This window comes from Olleya sp. 1-3, from assembly GCF_002836085.1.
GTDB lineage: Bacteria > Bacteroidota > Bacteroidia > Flavobacteriales > Flavobacteriaceae > Olleya > Olleya namhaensis.
The window spans coordinates 235,335-253,008 of the sequence record NZ_PJBW01000005.1 but is presented as its reverse complement, the minus strand read 5'-3'; the positions used below and the strand labels follow the sequence as shown (position 1 = coordinate 253,008).

The following is a 17,674-nucleotide window of genomic DNA, read 5'->3' as shown; positions in this document are numbered from 1 at the left end:
TGTGGTTTTTTGATTGGTTTAATAGTAAGACGATAGATTGTTAAAAATGTTACAAATTAAAATATAGTTTATAAATTTGAGAACAGATAAATTTATGAAAGATTTAAAAATTTCGAAGAAAAAACCGTCTTACCCAATTAGCGATAGATTGAATAAGTATTTAACAGAGTACAACCGTAACTCTAAAATAACTATTCTATATGACGATTTATTGCGTTTTCAGGGTGCCATAACGGTTTATGATAAAGATGATAATGATACGCTTTGGGTACGTGTGTATTTTAGCGAATTTGATAGAGAAGAAATTGATCTTAGTTTAAAAAAGGTTTACAGTAGACTCCACTCTGATGGAAATGTTACTGCTAACGCCTTTTTAAATATTGATGCTATAGACTATTGTACTTTTGGAAATTCTAAACCTTTTAGAGTAAAAATCAGGAATATTATAAATGATAATTACACCTATTTTTATGTCAAAAAAGCCGATGCTTCCCGTATTTACGGCTTAGAGTTAGAACAGATGTTGTCTCCATATCAGTTAAACTTTATGGTGCACGGTAACACTTTAATAGAGGAGCATATTGCGGGAATACCTGGTGACGAGTTTATAAAAAATAATTTACCAGATTGTTCAGAACGTGAAAAATCTCAGATTGCAAAAGAGTTTGTTAAGTTTAACGAGCGTTGCATGATTAGATTACTAGGGGATATGCGTGCTTATAATTACGTAATTGTACCAACGCATGATTTTGATCACGTTGTGTTTAAAATTAGAGCTATTGATTTTGACCAACAATGCTACGAAGGGAAGTTTAAGGTCTACCGACCTCAGTTTTTTAAGGAAAATTTAAAATTAGTACAACTAGTCGCTAAAAAGTTTACTCAAGAATCTATAGATCAATATAAAATTGAAGAACGTTCTATAGTTGCAAAACGTATGATAAGTTATAACGACCGTATTGCCCAATTACTTGATTGCATGGTTAATGACGAAATATCAAATACAGCCAATATAGAACTTCTAAAGTCTAAAATATACGATCACACGTTAGATTTAGAATTTAAGAAAAGTAAAAATATGGGTGAAATTTTGAAAAACGCACTAAACTTTGTTAAACGTAATTATGAAGATATGAATACTCAGGATTTTTAATTCCAGTTTTCTTCAAAGTCTAAATTATCGTAATCGTCAATATTAAAATCATCGTCCTCTAATTCGTCTTCAAATTCATCTTTCTCTGCTTCAAACACTTTTTCAGGTGCTTCAGTAGGTACTTGACCTTGAACGTACATTAGGTTAGGGTAATCTACACCTTCGGCAACTTCAACAATTTCAGCTAATTCAACAAAAAAGGTCCACATACTCATAAAGTCGTAAACGTAAATTAATTTTGTTTGTGCTTCGTGTACAGTATCAGATAAAGAGGTTTCATTCATTAATCTAACCTCGTTTAATCCATCACTCATGTCAAAAAGGCTAATTTCTTCACCTTGATTCCACTCGTCATCACTTAAATAAAAAGAAGCCATTTCATTACCTTCAAAGCCAAAACATTGTGTGATAACATTATGTAGGTCTTCCATAGTATCGCTTTCGCGAATTTCAAAATCTCTGAAGATATCTTCTTTGGTATCGTTGTCTAATATAACTCTGAATCTGTAAATCATAATAAAAAAATAAGTGTGTAAAGATAGTGCTTTTAGCTGTTATTTACTAAAACGGTGTAACGTAAATGTCATTGCGGATAGCAATAAAAACGCACCTACTTGATGGGCAACACCTAACCAAACAGGAACTTGTAATAATAAGGTAAAAACCCCTAATGTAAATTGAAAAAACACGAGATACATTAATAAATTAAGCGCTTTACGTTGGTAGTTGGTTTCGATATATTTTTTTCCTTTAAAAAATATTAAAAGAATAAATAGTACTACAACATATGCTAAGCTTCTGTGTACAAATTGCACACCGCTTTTACCTTCTGTTAAATTAGCAAATAGAGTTTCTCTTTCTAAATATACACTTTCGTGAATTAATTTTCCTTCGCTCATCATTGGCCAATGGTTGTGTACCCATCCAGCATCTAATCCTGCAACAAAAGCACCATAGATTATCTGAATAATTAACACTAACATACCTGCTTGCACTAATCTTTTAAACCTTGTATTTACAATTTTGTCAAACGGGAATATCAAATCTAGTGCGACCCAAAAGGTGACAGCAAAGGTTATAAATGCAGTTGTTAAGTGCATGGCTAACCTATAATGGCTAACGTCCGGTCTGTCAACCAAACCACTTTTAACCATGTACCAACCTAAAAAGCCTTGTAAACCACCTAGGCACATTAATCCTATCGATTTTTTTATCGTAGGTCCTGTTAGTTGCTTGGTAATTAAAAAATATAAAAACGGAAAGAAAAATACTAATCCAATAAAACGCCCAATAACACGATGGATCCATTCCCAGAAGTAAATGTCCTTAAATTCTTCAATATTAAAATGATTGTTTAGTTTTTGGTATTCAGGAAACTGCTTGTATAAGTCAAAAGCCTCTTGCCATTCTACATCATTCATAGGAGGGATAGTCCCAGAGATAAGTTTGTAATTAGAAATGGCTAATCCTGAATGTGTTAATCGGGTGATACCACCAACAATGACCATTATAAAAATTAATAAACAACCCGTTAATAGCCAATAGATAACTTTGTTATTGTCCTTTTTCATATTGCTTTTTCTTTAACTTACAATGCTTTTTTAAAGCATATACTTTCTTTTATACCTTTATATTGACCGTAATTATCGATGATTTCATAATTGCATTTTTTATAAAAATTAACCGCTTCTATTTGTCGTATGCCTGTTTCTAGGATACTATGCGTGTAGTTTAATTGTTTAGCCCAAACTTCTAGTTGTTTTAAAATAGCGGATGCAACACCTTTGCCTCTTGCAGCTTCCGTGGTAAACATGCGTTTAATTTCGACAGTATTGTTGTCAAAAGGTTTAAACGCTGCGCAACCAACAGGAGTTTTGTCATGGTAGGCAACTAATACGTGTTTTATGTTATCTAGACCGTTGTATTGATTGTAAAAATCGTGATCATCGCCATCTGTGATTTTAAGAAAGCGGTCTAGTTTTACAACTAGATTTTTAAAGTCGATGTTTTCAGAATTTGTTTTAATTAATTCTAACATGATTTTTAACTTTTAATTAATCCAAGAGCTTCCCCTTTTTTAATCATTAAATTGAAAGCAGCATCGTGCTCGTTTGGTATTTCTCCTTCAAGAATGGCTTCTTTTATTGCTTCTTTAATGATACCAATTTCTTTTGAAGGCTTTAAATTAAACGTTTTCATAATTTCTTCTCCAGATACTGGTGGTTGAAAATTACGAACATGATCTTTCTCTTCTACTTCTATAATTTTATCTCTAACAATTTTAAAATTGTTGTGATACTTTTCAAATCGTTTTGGGTTTTTGGTAGTAATATCAGCTTCGCAAAGCGTCATTAAATCTTCAACGTAATCTCCTGCATCAAAAACTAAGCGTCTAACAGCAGAGTCTGTTACTAAATCTTGCGCTAAAACAATAGGTCTAGAGCTCATAAATACCATTTTTTGGACAAATTTCATTTTGTCATTTAATGGCATTTTTAAGCGTTTAAATAAGTGATACACCATTTTTGAACCTTCAAACTCATGGCCATGAAAAGTCCATCCCACTTTTTTACTAAAACGTTTTGTTGGTGCTTTACCAATATCATGTAACAAAGCAGCCCAACGCAACCAAACATTGTCTGTGTTTTTAGAAATATTGTCTACCACTTCTAACGTGTGATAAAAGTTGTCTTTATGAGTTTGACCTTCAACTTCATCAATACCCTTAAGATTAGTTATCTCTGGTAAAAAATGTTTTAAAAGCTTAGTTTTTTCTAGAAGTAAAAAGCCTTTAGAAGGTATTTTACTTTCTATAATTTTATTTAGTTCAACTATAATACGCTCTTTAGTAATGATATTTATGCGTTCGTTGTTTCTGGTAATTGCTTTTAACGATTCCTCTTCAATAATAAAATCTAATTGTGTAGCAAATCTAACAGCACGCATCATACGTAAAGGATCATCACTATACGTTATATCAGGGTTTAAAGGTGTTTTTATTATTTTTCGTTCTAAGTCGGCTACACCATTAAATGGGTCTAAAAGATCTCCAAAATTAGATTCGGATAAGCTTAAAGCAAGTGCATTTATTGTAAAGTCACGACGATTTTGGTCGTCTTGTAACGTACCATTCTCTACAATTGGGTTTCTGCTATCTTCGTTGTAAGATTCTTTTCTAGCTCCAACAAATTCTATTTCTACGTCATTATAACGTAGCATTGCAGTACCGTAAGTTTTAAAAACTTGTACTTTAGGTTTGTTTGGTAGTAGTTTAGCAACTTCTCTAGCTAATTCTATTCCGCTTCCTACAGCAACAACATCAATATCTTTAGCATCACCTCGTTTTAATATAAAATCACGTACAAATCCACCAATAACATAACTGTCTAAATTTAAGTTGTTAGAGGCTTCAGATATAAATTTAAATATTGGGTTTTGTAGGGCTTCTTTGTAATTCATAAAACTATTTACTCGCGGATAACTTTGACTTCTCCTCTATTACTTAGTTTTATAATAGTGGAAGGATTTCCTCCGTTTTTTTGTTGGTGCAAATTTACGACATAATCCACACCTTTTAAAACAGCTTCGCTAATTTCTTTAAAGGATTTTGGTGTTGGTTGACCACTTATATTGGCTGAGGTGGATACAATTGGTTTTCCAAAATATTTTATCAATTTTTCGCAAAAATCATGATTCACTATTCTAATTGCTAATGTATTGTCTTTTGCTACCAAATTTTCAGCAATACCAGCTGGGGCATCGTAGATTACAGTGGTTGGTTTGTCCGCAATATCTAAAATGGTGTATGCTATTTTTGGCACATTGTCTACATGTCTTTCTAGCATACTATAATTATTAACTAAGCAGATTAAAGATTTATCATCCTGGCGTTGTTTTAGTTTGTATATTTTTTGGACAGCGTTAGCGTTAGTTGCATCACAACCAATTCCCCAAACGGTATCTGTTGGGTAGAGTATAAGTCCGCCTTGTTTAAGGGTTTCAATTGTTTTTTCTATTTCTTCTCTCATTAGTATATAATCTGTGGCAAAATTAATTTATTTTAATGAATATGCGTGTTCTTAGATTAGAAATGTCAAAACGAGTAGCAGTAATTGGCTATGATTTAATGAGGTAGATCATCATTTAATGGTTTCTTTTAATGCATATTATTAGTTGAATGACTGATACTATTGCAACTGTTTTATTAAAAAGACCCCAAGACTACGTTTGATAATGTTTTTGAGTGTACAGAACTTTAGGCTTAAGCTATTCCAGTTAATGGCAAAGATCCAATTTATAGATACTAGAATTACGGTAATTAGGATTGTTAAAATACAATAAATAGGATTAATTATTCTAGATGTATCTATAAGTGAGATTAGTTTTATGTTTAATTTTTTTACATAAAATCATATTATTTGTTGTATCCGAGACCGGGATTTAGAAAAATAGATTTCGGTCTTTAAATTTAAAATTATTTATTGATTTGTTAAGTCTGAAAAAAACAGCTTGGATTTAGACTTTTACTTAAATTATAGCCTAAGGATATAAAGGTGTTTTATGAAAGACTAATCAATTTAGTCTTTCATGTTTTAAAACTTCTATTTTGAAAGATATGTTAAGGCTTGTTTTTATTATATATTTGAAGAAATAATTAGGAAATGAATTTAATTTACTATAAATCTGAAAAAGGAAATTTTGGGGACGATTTGAATTTATGGTTATGGCCAAAGATTTTTGGACCTTCTTTTTTTGACAATAATGACGAGGTTGCCTTTTTTGGAATTGGCTCTATTTTAATCGAAAATTCAGATTTTATAGAAAAAGCAAAAAAGTTTAAACAAAAAGTGATTTTTGGAACAGGGGTTAGGTCTATTAACGAGAAATTTTATTTTGATGATTCATGGGATATTAGGTTCTTACGAGGTCCATATAGTTCTTTAAAATTAACAAATACGCTTAGTAAATTTGTTTCAGATGGAGCTTATTTTTTAATGTTGTTACCAGAATATAATACTTATTTAAGCCTGCCTAAGCAGCATGATATTGGTTTTGTACCTTATTTTAAGTCTATAGACAAGGTGAATTGGCAACAAATTTGTGACCAATTAGGCTGGAAATTGATTTTACCAACCAATGGAGATGTTGAGCAGTTTATGATAGAGATTTCAAGCTGTAAAACTATCATCAGCGAAGCTATGCATGGATGTATTTTAGCTGATGCTTTGCGTGTACCGTGGAAGCGTTTACGTTTTAATGCACATTTACATGAAGGTGAAAAAGTGTCTGAATTTAAGTGGAACGATTGGTTGTTGTCTATAGGAATTAAAGAGAATGTTTACATTGAGGCGCCTGCTTTAAAACGTCGAAAATTATATAAAATTTTTAAAACTGCGTTTAAAAATAAAAATGAAAATTATGTATTAAATAAGTTAAAGGAGCATCAAGTGGTTAACTTTAATTTGTCTAAGGATACGGTAATAACTGATTTATCTATTAGTATGAAAAAGGAAGTAGAGTCTTTGAAGAAAACATACCTTTTAAACAATGTTTAAATCTATAAAAAACAAGTACAAAATCTCTTTATTAACCAAAAGGTTAAAAAAAGAAAAGCAGACATTTGACATACATGATTTTACTTTTTCTAAAAAAAACGTTTTAATTATTGATGAGATTATTCCAGAATTTAATAAGGATTCTGGTTCTAGACGCTTAACCGAAATTATAAAATTACTGCTAAAAAATAACGTATCAGTATTTTTGGTTGCAGACTTAAAACAATACAAGTATAAGAGCGATTACCTTAAAAAGTTTATAGATTTGGGTGTTAATGTTTATCAACCTAGTGTAGATAGTCGTGGTAAGCTTGTTACAAAAGAAAGATTTATACAGTTTATTGCTCCAAAAATAACTATTGCGTGGTTGCACAGACCAATGATTTTTAACAAATTTCATACGTTAATTAAAGTTGCTAACCCAAATGTAAGATTAGTATTTGATATGGTGGATTTTCATTATGTTAGATTGTTAAGAGAGTATGAGTTAAGTGGTAATCAGGCTCTAAAGATTGAAGCTGAAAAATTTCTTAAAATTGAATTAGAGAATTGTAAGTTAGCAGATACTGTTATTGCTATCTCTAAAACAGATAAACAATTACTTAAACAACATTTTAATGCTAGTGAAAAAGTTGTGTTGATAAGTAATATACATCAACATGTAGACAAGAATTCTGATTTTACAGGTTTTGAAAACAGAAAAGATATTTTGTTTGTTGGAAGTTTTAGACATGACCCCAATAATGATGCTGTCAAATATTTAAAGCAAAATATTATGCCCTTAGTTTGGCAAACTTTGCCAGAAGTAAAAGTTAATATTGTAGGTAGTTATATTACCGAAGATATAAAAGCATTGGCCTCGAATAGATTTAACCTTTTGGGTTTTGTGGATAATATTAATGTGACATTAAACTCTGCTAAGTTGTTTGTTGCTCCTTTACGTTTTGGGGCAGGTATTAAAGGTAAAATAGGACAAAGTTTAGAGCATAGTTTACCATTGGTAACTACAGATGTAGGTGCAGAAGGTTTTGATTTTGAAAATCAGCAAGAAATAATGATTGCAAATTCAGCAGAGGAAATAGCGCATAAAATAGTTGCTTTATACACAAATAAAGCACTTTGGGATGCAGCTAGTGATAGTTGTCAAGGTATTTTAAAACCATTTTCATTAGCAACCACAGAAGCGCAAATACTACAAATAGTTAACCCTTAACTCTCATAGAAAAACGTAAAGGATCACCTCCTTTTAAGACTATTTTAAAAGGAACTAAATGTTTTTTAGGTTTAAAAATGCTTTTCAAACCATATTTAAGCGTTAAAATAAAACGTAAAAATTGATAATAAGCTGTACTGTAGTTTTTCTTTATTACGTAAAGATAGGATACTGTAAATTCTCGTTTTAAAGCGATATTACCGCTGCTTTTTCCCATATAATGTATAAATGAGGCTTTAGGATAAAATTCTGAAGAATAACCTTGTTTTTTTAAACGAAGACAAATATCCATTTCTTCATAAAATAAAAATATTTTAGGATCAAAACCGCCACACTTTTCATATGCTTCTCTTTTAAAAAACATAAAAGCACCAGAAACTAAATCAACAGTAAAGGGTTCTGATAAATCTGATTTGTGTAATTTACTGTAATATTTTACAGGTTTTTTCTGGTCAAATAAATGATACTTTAAATCTATAAACTGTCGGTAACTATATTTAAAAATTTTCCCGTTTTCGTCTACTTGTTTTAAGCCAATACAACCTGTAGCGGGTTTTGATTGACTATAGGTTAGTAGTTGTAATAGAGCGTTTTCGGTTAGTTCTGCGTCGTTATTTACAAAAGCGATATGTTTACCTTTAGAGTGTTGGAAGCCCAAATGGTTTCCACCTCCAAATCCTAAGTTTTCTGTGCTTTTTATTAACGTAAAATCAATTTGTTTTAAGTGATTTTCTACTACGTTTAAATCTTCTGTTTTCGAGTCGTTATCTACTACAATTATTTCAAAATTTAATCCTTTGGTATATTTGTATATGGAGTCAATACAACCAATCGTATAGCTTGAAGAGTTGTAATTAATAATAATTATAGAGACGTCCATGTAGTAATTTTCGGTAAAAATAAATAAAACCAATAGATTGACTCACTTAAGTTTTTATTATTTGTTAGATTTGTTTGACTAATAATTTATAATGAAAAACATTGTTGTTGGCTTTTTGATGTCTTATGACTACGAAAAGTTAAAACTATCCATTCCTCCAGTTTATGATCAAGCGGATAAAATCTACCTTGCATTAGACCACAAACAGCGTACTTGGACAGGAATGTCCTTTGAGGTGGATCATAGTTTTTTTGAATGGTTAACTAGTTTTGACAAGGATAATAAGATTGAAGTTTATAGAGCTGATTTTTACATTCCAGAATTAAGTGCTATCCAGAATGATACAAGAGAACGTCATTTATTAGCATTAAAAATGGGGATTGGTAATTGGCTAATACAAGTGGATTCTGACGAGATTTTTATTGGTTTTAAAAAGTTTGTAAAAACATTAAGACATCATGATAAGTACTTAGATAATCCAAAGGAAAACCCAATTCAGATAGCAGGGTTTTTAATTAATATCTATAAATATTTGGAGGATGGATTGCTGTATGTTAAACAGCCTACAAAAGTGTTTTTGGCTACAAATTATCCTAATTACAAGACCGCTAGAAAAACTAAAGAACGCATTATTTACACCAACAATGTGCTTTTACATGAATGTTTATCTAGAACAGAGGAAGAGCTGCGTTTTAAATTTAAAAATTGGGGGCATAGCCATCAATTTAATAATCAGTTTTTTGATAAGTGGAAAAAGGCAAATAAAAATAATTATAAAACAATAAAAAATACCTTTTATTTGGATCCTAAGCTTTGGAAGTCTTTAGGTTATTTTAATACTAAAGATTTAAAGAAAATAGAGAAAATTATAAAAGCTAATCCTAGAATGTGTCACTCTAAATTTTATTTGTTTAAAAAAAATATAGGACAATATTTTAAACATTTGGGACTTTTTAAAAAGAAGAAGGACGTTAAATTTGAAGGCTATTTTAAAAATGACTAATACCTTAATTATATCAACATACAATTGGCCCGAAGCATTAAGTTTAGTTTTGAAAAGCGTTTTAAACCAGTCAAAACTTCCGGATCAAGTTATTATTGCGGATGATGGGTCTACTAAAACAACTAAAGTGGTTATAGATGCCTTTAAGTCTAAAACAACAATTACGGTTCTTCATCTTTGGCAAGAAGATATAGGGTTTAGAAAAGCAAAAGTTTTAAATAGAGCCATAGTAGAATCTACAGGAGATTATATTTTACAGGTGGATGGAGATTGTATTTTGCATAGACATTTTGTTAAAGATCATTTGTCTTTAGCAAAACCAAATCAGTATCTTTTTGGTAGTCGTGTTACTATCAAAAAAACGTTTTTAGATTCATTGTTTAAAAGAAAAGGTATTAATTTTTCATTTTTGTCTAAAGGAATTAAGAAACGCACTAGAGCGATTCATATTCCTTTTCTTAGCCATTTTTATAAATCTAGTCGAGAGTTTTCTAAAAAATATAGAGGATGTAATACGTCTTATTTTAAAAGGGATGCTTTGGCTATTAATGGTTACAACGAAGATTTTGAAGGTTGGGGTCGTGAGGATTCTGATTTCGCATTGCGATTATTGAATAATGGGGTTATTTCAAGACGAATAAGATACAAAGCGATTGTTTTTCATATTTATCACTTTGAAAAACCTAAAAATAATTTAGAGAAAAATAATAGCATTGAGTTACAGACTATAAAAAACAATGTAACGTGGTGTGACAATGGAATTAACAAAGATAAAAGTGAAAACAAATAGACAAGTACATCCAGACTTTAAAATAAACGAATCAGTTTTAGATGACATTTTTGTTAATTTTGAAACTAAAGGAACGCCTTTTGGCGATCAAGAACGTAATACTTTAAAAACGTTTGATTTGCAAGGTTATATTGTAAATGTAAAATCTTTTAGGATTCCTAATTTTATTAACCAAGTAGCGTATCGTTTTTTTAGAAAAAGTAAAGCACAGCGCTCGTTTATTTATGCTAATAAACTTAAAGCATTAAATATTGGAACACCACAACCTGTTGCCTTTTATGAAGAAATGAGCACTTTTTTATTTAAAAAAAGCTACTATGTTAGTCAACAATTAGATTGCGATTATACTTACCGAGATTTAACTAAAGATTTTAATATACCAGATTACGAAACTATTTTAAGAGCTTTTACTAGGTTTACATTTAACCTACACGAAAATAATATTTTGTTTTTAGATCATTCTCCTGGAAATACATTAATAAAAAAAGTAGGAGAGGACTATCAGTTTTATCTAGTCGATTTAAATAGAATGCAGTTTAAGAATTTAAGCCTTGATGTACGTATTAAAAACTTTGCAAGATTAACCATTCATAAAAGTATGGTTGAAATTATGAGTGATGAGTACGCAAAATGTTCTGGTGCTGATTATGACAAGATTTTTAATTTAATGTGGAAAGAGACTGAAGCTTTTCAAGAAAAGTTTTATCGTAAGAAACGTTTAAAAAAGAAACTTAAATTTTGGAAACGTTAATGATTTAATATTTTTAGTGTTTTGTATCTAAAGTAAACACCATAAGCACTTAAGTAGCATAGCGTAAAGCCTTCTTTACCATCTAAGAAACCTAGTCTAAATATATAATTGACAATAAACTTGTATAGAGGTCTAAAGTGTAAATTAAATATATTGGTTGTCTTTCCTTTTTTACTTAATTCTAATGCTTTAAGTTTAGCATAATGCTCCATTTTTGACTTGTAATGAGCTGCGCTATCAAAGCTATAATGTAACATGTTGTTTTTTAAAAGTCCTGTCTCTCCTTCAATTTTTGGCATTTCATGCACTATTTTATCTTGGATATAAGTTACTTTATTTGATTTGAATAAGCGATAAGTTGTATCCGTTTGAAATCCACTAAACCTAATGCGTTTATTTTTAAAGTAGAATAAACGTTTTACCATGTAACCAGAAATAGAAGTGTCGCTATTGATAGTTGTAATTATTTCTTTTTGTAATGGTTTGGTTATCCTTTCGTCTGCATCAATAAATAGTATCCAGTCTTGGGTAACCTGCTTTAAAGCAAAATTACGCTGTTCTGCAAAATTTTTAAATTTATGCTGTATTACTATTACATTACTAAATTTTGCTATTTTTTCTAACGTAGCATCGGTACTAAAAGAATCTATCACAATAATCTGGTCTACAAATGAGATATTGTTAATCAATTCCTCAATATGTTTCTCTTCATTAAATGTTATAATTAGTCCTGCGATTGTTTTCATTGTATATAGTTAAATGCGCTTTGATTAGTTTTAAACCTATTATTACTTAGTTATTGTAAAAGGTTTGTTGTAGCTTTTAAATGTAAAGTGGTTTAATCGTTTACGCATTTTATACTTTCTTACTAAATTTAAAGGCTTGTTATTCAGTTCGCTCTTGTCTTTATGCAATTGCATTATACTTGCATTTATAATTCGCTTGCTTGATTTTCCATCAAAATAGGGATGTAAATCATTTAAAAACTGGGTAATATTTTTAATTAATTGCTCAGGGTATAATAAAGCTTTTTTAAGACTGTTTTCTAAATCGAAAGGATTTTCTAAATGTATTAAATAGTCGTGTTTAAAAGTGTGTTTAAATGTAACTACTGGCTTTTTTTGAAGAAGAAATTCCTGAATAGCAGAGGTGGTGTCCGCAAACATAATATCTGCTTGTTTGTATAAAGGAATTAGATCTGTTGTATTATGAAATTTGAAATTGTCGTTAGATATAGACTTCCACTTACTAACAATAGCTTCTGGCATTTTAGGATGTAAAACCATAATAAAATTAAAAACACCTTGATTTGATAATCTTTTAACTTCTTGGTAAATGTCATCGTTGTAAGCTAAGCTTAAACTTTCGGTAAAAGTAGAGGCTATCATTACAGTATTAGTTTTTTCCTTTTTTTCAATTGGAAATAATGGGTCTACTTTACTCCAGCCTGTTTCAATAACTTCAAAATACGGGTGTTTTGTTTGTTGTGCTTTAAATCCTTTAGTTGTGGATGGGCCTTGCGTACAGTATAAGTCGAAAAAACCACGAAGTCTAAAGTGAGAAAATACATTTTTTTTTGATGGTCTTTTTTGCGCATTAAATCCATGAAAAACTTGAACTTTTAAGCCTGTTATAAAATCCGGAACACTATCTGTTGCTGTTAACACAATGTCTGGTTTATAATCTAAAACATCATTTATAGTTTGTAAAGCATTATTTTTTGCTTGTATTGCTTTTTTACCATCTTCAATATCTGCAAACCATTTTACAGTATAGCCTCGTTTTAAAATTTCTTTTTCCAGAGGAATACCAATTGGTAACGCATAACTGTAGGAGATGTAGATTAAAAATTTATAATTCATGCTTATAAGTTACTTAAAAACTTTTTAAGTTCGGGTTCTATAAATTCAGGTTTAAGTTTTAGATAAAACATCTCAGGGTCCTTTTTTGCTTCGTTTTTATCGGTTTCCCCGTAAGGGATATAGTCTGATAAATGTATTGCTATATTATGTCCTGGCTCGTTTTTACTATACCAATTAGCTTTATTTAAATACGGAGAAAAAATAGTAAAAGTAGGAATGTTTAGTGCTTTGGCCATGTTATTTGCACCTCCTTCATTTCCTATTAGGGCATCACATTGTTGTGTAATGGCTAAAAATTCTCTTAAGCTTTTTCCAAAGACATCAAAAAAGATGTGCTTTTTTGTTTCTGGTAGACAGTAATCAAAAATAGCTTTTGCTTCTGTTTTCTGCTTTGGTATATAATTAAAAAGTATCTGAGCGTCTTTAGTATTTGCTACAAGACTATCTAACAATTCAGCCATATATTTAGCAGGATAGGTTTTTATAGGACTACTACCTAAAACACTAATCATAAATAGAGGTTTACTGTCCTTTATTTTGGAACTCTCTAAATATTTTTTAGCATTACTTATTTCTTGAGGTTTCAAATAAATTTGAGGGACTCTGTTTTTAAAAGTAATATCTAAAGGTTCTAAAAGTTTTAATCTGTTTTCAATTGCTAAACTAGCATTGTGTTGCGGTTTTTTTAAACGCTGTACAGTATGCGAAAAAACAAATGCAGTATATTTTTTATGATATGCTATTTTCGTTTTGGCAGCAGTAAAAGCACTAATAAGTGCAGTTCCTAATTTGCCATAAACATCAATAACAACATCGTATTTTTCTTTTTTTATAGTTTTTAAAAAGCGATAAAATTTTAGTTTACTCTTTTCAATTTCTGGAGTAATAAAAACAAAGTTATCAATATATGGGTTGTGCTCTACAACCGCATATGTGTGAGTATTAATAACATAATCTAGTTGTGCCTTCGGGTATTTTTCGCGCAGAGCTTCAAACAGAATACTACTTGTCAGTACGTCCCCAATCATTTTCTGTTGTACAACTAAAATTTTCAATCGCTATTTATTTTATATCAGTACTTTAATTTGTTTTGATAATTACTGTAATTCTAAATTAATTACACAGCAACATCATACTCTCTTAAAGCATCATTTAAAGACGTCTTCTTATTTGTACTTTCTTTACGTTTTCCAATAATCAATGCACAAGGGACTTGAAAATCTCCTGCAGCAAAGGTTTTAGTGTAACTACCTGGTATAACTACTGATCTTGCAGGTACACGACCTTTCATCTCAACAGGAGTATCACCCGTAACATCTATAATTTTAGTACTCATGGTTAACACCACGTTAGCTCCTAAAACAGCTTCTTTTTCTACGTGTACACCTTCTACAACGATACAACGTGATCCAATAAATGCACCATCTTCTATAATTACTGGAGACGCTTGTAAAGGCTCTAAAACGCCACCAATACCAACACCACCAGATAAGTGTACGTTTTTACCAATTTGTGCACAACTACCAACGGTAGCCCAAGTATCAACCATGGTTCCTTCGTCTACATACGCACCAATATTTACGTAACTAGGCATTAAAATTGTTCCAGCAGATATGTAAGCACCATGACGTGCAACAGCATTTGGTACCACTCTAATTCCTTTTTCTTTATAACCTCTTTTTAGTGGAATTTTATCATGATATTCAAAAATACCAGCTTCTAAAGTTTCCATTTTTTGAATAGGGAAATATAAAACAACCGCTTTTTTAACCCATTCGTTAACCTGCCAACCATCAGTTGTCGGTTCTGCTACTCGAAGTTTTCCTAAATCTAAAAGGTTAACCACTTCTCTAATAGCGTCTATAGTTTTTGCGTCTGTTAATAACTCTCGGTTATCCCAAGCAGTCTCTATTGTTTTTTGTAATTCTGTCATGTCAATTTTAATTTAAGACAAATATAATTCGTAAAAATTAAAATATGGCACAATATTTAAGGTGTTAAGAGTATAAAACTATAAATTTGCACAAAATTTAATATGGCTCGCATTTTAGCAATTGATTTCGGAAAAGTTAGAACAGGATTAGCAGTTACTGATGAGATGCAGATTATTGCCTCTGGATTGACTACTGTTAATACTAAGGAGCTTATTGCATTTTTAAAAGACTATCTAAGTAAAGAGCAGGTCGAATTATTTTTAGTCGGAGAACCAAAACAAATGGATAATACGCCAAGTGAAAGTGAAGCGTTAATTATTCCGTTTTTGGTAAAATTAGAAAATGTATTTCCTAAGATTCCGATAAAGCGTGTAGATGAACGTTTTACCTCTAAAATGGCGACGCAAACGTTAATAGATAGTGGATTAAAGAAAAAACAAAGACAAAATAAAGCGCTTTTAGACGAGGTTAGTGCAACCATAATCTTACAGAGTTACCTTTATAATCAATAATAAATAGTATGATATTACCAATTGTCGCCTATGGCGATCCCGTTTTAAAGAAAAAAGCGACTGACATTACTAAGGATTATCCAAAGTTAAAAGAACTAATAGCAAACATGTACGAAACTATGTATGGTTCGTTTGGTGTTGGTTTAGCTGCACCGCAAATTGGATTGTCAATCCGTATGTTTATTGTGGATGCAACTCCGTTTGCAGATGACGAAGAAGTTTTAGGTAAGGAAGAAAGTGAGTTTTTGAAAAATTTTAAACACACCTTTATCAATCCAGTTATTTTAGAAGAATCTGGTGATGAATGGGCGTTTAATGAAGGCTGTTTAAGTATTCCTGATGTTAGAGAGGATGTATTTAGACAACCAAATATTAAAATTGAATATTTTGATGAAGACTTTAATAAGCAAACTATGGCATTAGATGGTTTGGCTGCTAGAGTATTTCAGCATGAGTATGATCACATCGAAGGGATTTTATTTACAGACCATTTATCTGCGTTAAAAAAGCGTTTGATAAAAGGAAAATTAACCAATATTTCTAAAGGGAAAATCAATGTAGATTACCGCATGAAATTTCCATTAATGAAAAAGAAACGTTAAACGTTTGGAAAACCCAAACTAACATAAGATATTTGCCATCCAATTTTTGAACACTATGCAGCGTCAAAGTGAAAGATAAAAGGATAATTTAAAACAAGAAACTATATGGCTTTAGATAAAGTATTAGCAATTGCAGGTAAACCTGGATTATATAAATTAGTAACTCAAACAAGAGGAGGCTTTATTGCTGAATCTTTAATTGATAATAGACGTATGTCTGTTGGAATACAACAAAACGTTAGTATTTTAAGTGAGATTGCAATTTATACTTTAACAGAAGAAGTACCATTAAAAGACGTCTTAAGTAAAATTAAAGACAAAGAAAAAGGAGCACAAACTAGTATTAGTCATAAAGACTCTAAAGATAAACTGGAAGAATACTTTTTTGAAGTATTACCAGATTATGATGAAGATAGAGTGTACCCAAGTGATATTAAAAAAGTAGTACAATGGTATAATATGTTACAAAAAAATGACATGTTAGACTTTGATACAGCTAAGACTGAAACGTCTGACGAAGAAGAATAAATTGACTTAATTTATAGATATTAAAAATCCAGCTTTTGCTGGATTTTTTTTTGTTTATCATTTTTTAAGATGAAACAAATCAACGTACTTTTACAAAAACCTTTTTTATATGAATTCTAGAGCAGACCAATTAAAAGCATTTGACCGTTTATTGACTATTATGGACGAGCTACGTGAGCAATGTCCTTGGGATAAAAAGCAAACCATGGAAACGTTACGTCATTTAACTATTGAAGAAACTTACGAGCTAGGCGATGCTATTTTGGAAGACGATTTAGAAGAGGTTAAAAAGGAAATCGGAGACCTTATGTTGCATATGGTTTTTTATGCAAAAATAGGAAGTGAGAAAAAAGCATTTGATATTGCAGATGTTTGTAATGGTATATGCGAAAAACTAATCCATAGGCACCCACATATTTATGGAGATGTTACTGTAAAAGATGAAGCCGAAGTCAAGCGTAATTGGGAAAATCTAAAATTAAAAGAAGGAAGAACAAGTGTTTTAGAAGGTGTTCCTAATAGTTTGCCTGCCTTAGTAAAAGCAAGCAGGATACAAGAAAAAGTAGCTGGAGTTGGTTTTGATTGGGAACGACCAGAGCAAGTATGGGAAAAAGTAGAGGAGGAGCTTAACGAATTTAAAGTTGAAGTAGAGAAGGGCGATGTTGATGCAATGGAAGACGAATTTGGAGATGTATTGTTCTCTATGGTAAACTACGCTAGGTTTTTGAATATAAATCCAGAAAACGCCTTAGAACGCACGAATAAAAAGTTTAAAAAGCGCTTTCAGTATTTAGAGAAAAAAGCAAAAGGGTTAAACAAAGATTTAAAAGACATGACTTTGGGTGAAATGGATGTTTTTTGGGAGGAGGCCAAAAAACAGTAATTAGAAAA

General features: G+C 30.8%; 20 protein-coding genes. 10 read left to right on the top strand and 10 right to left on the bottom strand.

Annotated elements, in window-relative coordinates:
* Positions 1–94 precede the first annotated feature (94 nt).
* Positions 95–1,153: a hypothetical protein gene (locus CXF54_RS07515; protein WP_101203073.1), complete on the top strand. Its 1,059-nt coding sequence runs from the start codon at positions 95–97 to the stop codon at positions 1,151–1,153.
* Here CXF54_RS07515 and CXF54_RS07510 read toward each other — a convergent pair.
* From CXF54_RS07510 to CXF54_RS07490, 5 genes are read right to left on the bottom strand one after another with little or no spacing between them, the layout of a single operon-like run.
* Positions 1,150–1,668 carry an IS1096 element passenger TnpR family protein gene (locus CXF54_RS07510; protein ID WP_090839056.1) on the bottom strand — a complete coding sequence of 173 codons (519 nt, stop codon included), beginning with the start codon at positions 1,666–1,668 and terminating at the stop codon, positions 1,150–1,152. The two genes, CXF54_RS07515 and CXF54_RS07510, sit on opposite strands and share 4 nt — an antisense overlap.
* Positions 1,669–1,707: 39 nt before the next feature.
* Positions 1,708–2,724, bottom strand: a complete 1,017-nt coding sequence (locus CXF54_RS07505) for a COX15/CtaA family protein (protein ID WP_101203072.1) — start codon at positions 2,722–2,724, stop codon at positions 1,708–1,710.
* 17 nt (positions 2,725–2,741) lie between these two features.
* Positions 2,742–3,191 carry a GNAT family N-acetyltransferase gene (locus CXF54_RS07500; RefSeq protein ID WP_101203071.1) on the bottom strand — a complete coding sequence of 150 codons (450 nt, stop codon included), beginning with the start codon at positions 3,189–3,191 and terminating at the stop codon, positions 2,742–2,744.
* Between the two features lie 5 nt (positions 3,192–3,196).
* Entirely contained in the window at positions 3,197–4,612 is a 1,416-nt protein-coding gene (locus CXF54_RS07495) for a CCA tRNA nucleotidyltransferase (protein ID WP_090839064.1), read from the bottom strand.
* Positions 4,613–4,620: 8 nt separating this feature from the next.
* Positions 4,621–5,181, bottom strand: coding sequence for an L-threonylcarbamoyladenylate synthase (locus CXF54_RS07490; RefSeq protein WP_101203070.1), 561 nt, complete (start codon positions 5,179–5,181; stop codon positions 4,621–4,623).
* A gap of 633 nt (positions 5,182–5,814) precedes the next feature.
* Here CXF54_RS07490 and CXF54_RS07485 point away from each other — a divergent pair.
* A complete protein-coding gene (locus CXF54_RS07485; protein ID WP_101203069.1) occupies positions 5,815–6,708 on the top strand; it encodes a polysaccharide pyruvyl transferase family protein in 894 nt (297 codons plus the stop codon).
* Positions 6,701–7,921, top strand: coding sequence for a glycosyltransferase (locus tag CXF54_RS07480; RefSeq protein WP_101203068.1), 1,221 nt, complete (start codon positions 6,701–6,703; stop codon positions 7,919–7,921). The genes CXF54_RS07485 and CXF54_RS07480 overlap by 8 nt, the downstream gene beginning before the upstream one ends.
* Here CXF54_RS07480 and CXF54_RS07475 read toward each other — a convergent pair.
* Entirely contained in the window at positions 7,911–8,801 is an 891-nt protein-coding gene (locus CXF54_RS07475; RefSeq protein WP_101203067.1) for a glycosyltransferase family 2 protein, read from the bottom strand. The two genes, CXF54_RS07480 and CXF54_RS07475, sit on opposite strands and share 11 nt — an antisense overlap.
* 91 nt (positions 8,802–8,892) lie before the next feature.
* Between CXF54_RS07475 and CXF54_RS07470 the strand changes: the two genes are divergently transcribed.
* From CXF54_RS07470 to CXF54_RS07460, 3 genes are read left to right on the top strand one after another with little or no spacing between them, the layout of a single operon-like run.
* The gene (locus CXF54_RS07470; RefSeq protein ID WP_101203066.1) at positions 8,893–9,804 is read left to right on the top strand and encodes a hypothetical protein; all 912 of its coding nucleotides are present in this window, start codon (positions 8,893–8,895) and stop codon (positions 9,802–9,804) included.
* Complete coding sequence (locus CXF54_RS07465) at positions 9,797–10,594, top strand: glycosyltransferase family 2 protein (protein ID WP_101203065.1); 798 nt, start codon at positions 9,797–9,799, stop codon at positions 10,592–10,594. The genes CXF54_RS07470 and CXF54_RS07465 overlap by 8 nt, the downstream gene beginning before the upstream one ends.
* Entirely contained in the window at positions 10,581–11,345 is a 765-nt protein-coding gene (locus CXF54_RS07460) for a lipopolysaccharide kinase InaA family protein (protein ID WP_232782590.1), read from the top strand. The genes CXF54_RS07465 and CXF54_RS07460 overlap by 14 nt, the downstream gene beginning before the upstream one ends.
* Here the strand turns inward: CXF54_RS07460 and CXF54_RS07455 are convergent.
* From CXF54_RS07455 to CXF54_RS07440, 4 genes are all read right to left on the bottom strand, one after another.
* Positions 11,342–12,091: a glycosyltransferase family 2 protein gene (locus CXF54_RS07455; protein WP_101203063.1), complete on the bottom strand. Its 750-nt coding sequence runs from the start codon at positions 12,089–12,091 to the stop codon at positions 11,342–11,344. The genes CXF54_RS07460 and CXF54_RS07455 overlap by 4 nt on opposite strands.
* A 42-nt stretch (positions 12,092–12,133) precedes the next feature.
* Entirely contained in the window at positions 12,134–13,207 is a 1,074-nt protein-coding gene (locus CXF54_RS07450) for a CDP-glycerol glycerophosphotransferase family protein (protein ID WP_101203062.1), read from the bottom strand.
* 2 nt (positions 13,208–13,209) lie between these two features.
* Positions 13,210–14,262, bottom strand: coding sequence for a glycosyltransferase family 9 protein (locus CXF54_RS07445; protein WP_101203061.1), 1,053 nt, complete (start codon positions 14,260–14,262; stop codon positions 13,210–13,212).
* A 62-nt stretch (positions 14,263–14,324) separates the two neighbouring features.
* Positions 14,325–15,140, bottom strand: coding sequence for a 2,3,4,5-tetrahydropyridine-2,6-dicarboxylate N-succinyltransferase (locus CXF54_RS07440; RefSeq protein ID WP_090839090.1), 816 nt, complete (start codon positions 15,138–15,140; stop codon positions 14,325–14,327).
* A gap of 102 nt (positions 15,141–15,242) precedes the next feature.
* Here CXF54_RS07440 and ruvX point away from each other — a divergent pair, with 102 nt between their 5' ends.
* The 4 genes from ruvX (at position 15,243) to mazG (ending at position 17,666) form a co-directional block, all read left to right on the top strand.
* On the top strand, positions 15,243–15,653 hold the full coding sequence (gene ruvX, locus CXF54_RS07435; RefSeq protein ID WP_090839092.1) for a Holliday junction resolvase RuvX: 411 nt from the start codon (positions 15,243–15,245) through the stop codon (positions 15,651–15,653).
* A gap of 8 nt (positions 15,654–15,661) precedes the next feature.
* Positions 15,662–16,255, top strand: a complete 594-nt coding sequence (gene def / locus CXF54_RS07430; protein ID WP_090839093.1) for a peptide deformylase — start codon at positions 15,662–15,664, stop codon at positions 16,253–16,255.
* Between the two features lie 105 nt (positions 16,256–16,360).
* Positions 16,361–16,783 carry a DUF5606 domain-containing protein gene (locus tag CXF54_RS07425; RefSeq protein ID WP_101017609.1) on the top strand — a complete coding sequence of 141 codons (423 nt, stop codon included), beginning with the start codon at positions 16,361–16,363 and terminating at the stop codon, positions 16,781–16,783.
* Positions 16,784–16,892: 109 nt separating this feature from the next.
* Complete coding sequence (mazG, locus tag CXF54_RS07420) at positions 16,893–17,666, top strand: nucleoside triphosphate pyrophosphohydrolase (protein ID WP_101203060.1); 774 nt, start codon at positions 16,893–16,895, stop codon at positions 17,664–17,666.
* The last annotated feature ends 8 nt before the right edge of the window (positions 17,667–17,674 follow it).

Excerpts from the sequence above, each read along its gene's own strand:
- CXF54_RS07505 (WP_101203072.1), bottom strand. The coding sequence starts at position 2,724 with ATGAAAAAGGACAATAACAAAGTTATCTATTGGCTATTAACGGGTTGT.
- CXF54_RS07515 (WP_101203073.1), top strand. The coding sequence starts at position 95 with ATGAAAGATTTAAAAATTTCGAAGAAAAAACCGTCTTACCCAATTAGC.
- CXF54_RS07440 (WP_090839090.1), bottom strand. The coding sequence starts at position 15,140 with ATGACAGAATTACAAAAAACAATAGAGACTGCTTGGGATAACCGAGAG.
- mazG (WP_101203060.1), top strand. The coding sequence starts at position 16,893 with ATGAATTCTAGAGCAGACCAATTAAAAGCATTTGACCGTTTATTGACT.
- CXF54_RS07470 (WP_101203066.1), top strand. The coding sequence starts at position 8,893 with ATGAAAAACATTGTTGTTGGCTTTTTGATGTCTTATGACTACGAAAAG.
- def (WP_090839093.1), top strand. The coding sequence starts at position 15,662 with ATGATATTACCAATTGTCGCCTATGGCGATCCCGTTTTAAAGAAAAAA.
- CXF54_RS07475 (WP_101203067.1), bottom strand. The coding sequence starts at position 8,801 with ATGGACGTCTCTATAATTATTATTAATTACAACTCTTCAAGCTATACG.
- CXF54_RS07485 (WP_101203069.1), top strand. The coding sequence starts at position 5,815 with ATGAATTTAATTTACTATAAATCTGAAAAAGGAAATTTTGGGGACGAT.
- CXF54_RS07450 (WP_101203062.1), bottom strand. The coding sequence starts at position 13,207 with ATGAATTATAAATTTTTAATCTACATCTCCTACAGTTATGCGTTACCA.
- CXF54_RS07490 (WP_101203070.1), bottom strand. The coding sequence starts at position 5,181 with ATGAGAGAAGAAATAGAAAAAACAATTGAAACCCTTAAACAAGGCGGA.
- CXF54_RS07465 (WP_101203065.1), top strand. The coding sequence starts at position 9,797 with ATGACTAATACCTTAATTATATCAACATACAATTGGCCCGAAGCATTA.
- CXF54_RS07500 (WP_101203071.1), bottom strand. The coding sequence starts at position 3,191 with ATGTTAGAATTAATTAAAACAAATTCTGAAAACATCGACTTTAAAAAT.
- CXF54_RS07455 (WP_101203063.1), bottom strand. The coding sequence starts at position 12,091 with ATGAAAACAATCGCAGGACTAATTATAACATTTAATGAAGAGAAACAT.
- CXF54_RS07495 (WP_090839064.1), bottom strand. The coding sequence starts at position 4,612 with ATGAATTACAAAGAAGCCCTACAAAACCCAATATTTAAATTTATATCT.
- CXF54_RS07510 (WP_090839056.1), bottom strand. The coding sequence starts at position 1,668 with ATGATTTACAGATTCAGAGTTATATTAGACAACGATACCAAAGAAGAT.
- CXF54_RS07480 (WP_101203068.1), top strand. The coding sequence starts at position 6,701 with ATGTTTAAATCTATAAAAAACAAGTACAAAATCTCTTTATTAACCAAA.
- ruvX (WP_090839092.1), top strand. The coding sequence starts at position 15,243 with ATGGCTCGCATTTTAGCAATTGATTTCGGAAAAGTTAGAACAGGATTA.
- CXF54_RS07425 (WP_101017609.1), top strand. The coding sequence starts at position 16,361 with ATGGCTTTAGATAAAGTATTAGCAATTGCAGGTAAACCTGGATTATAT.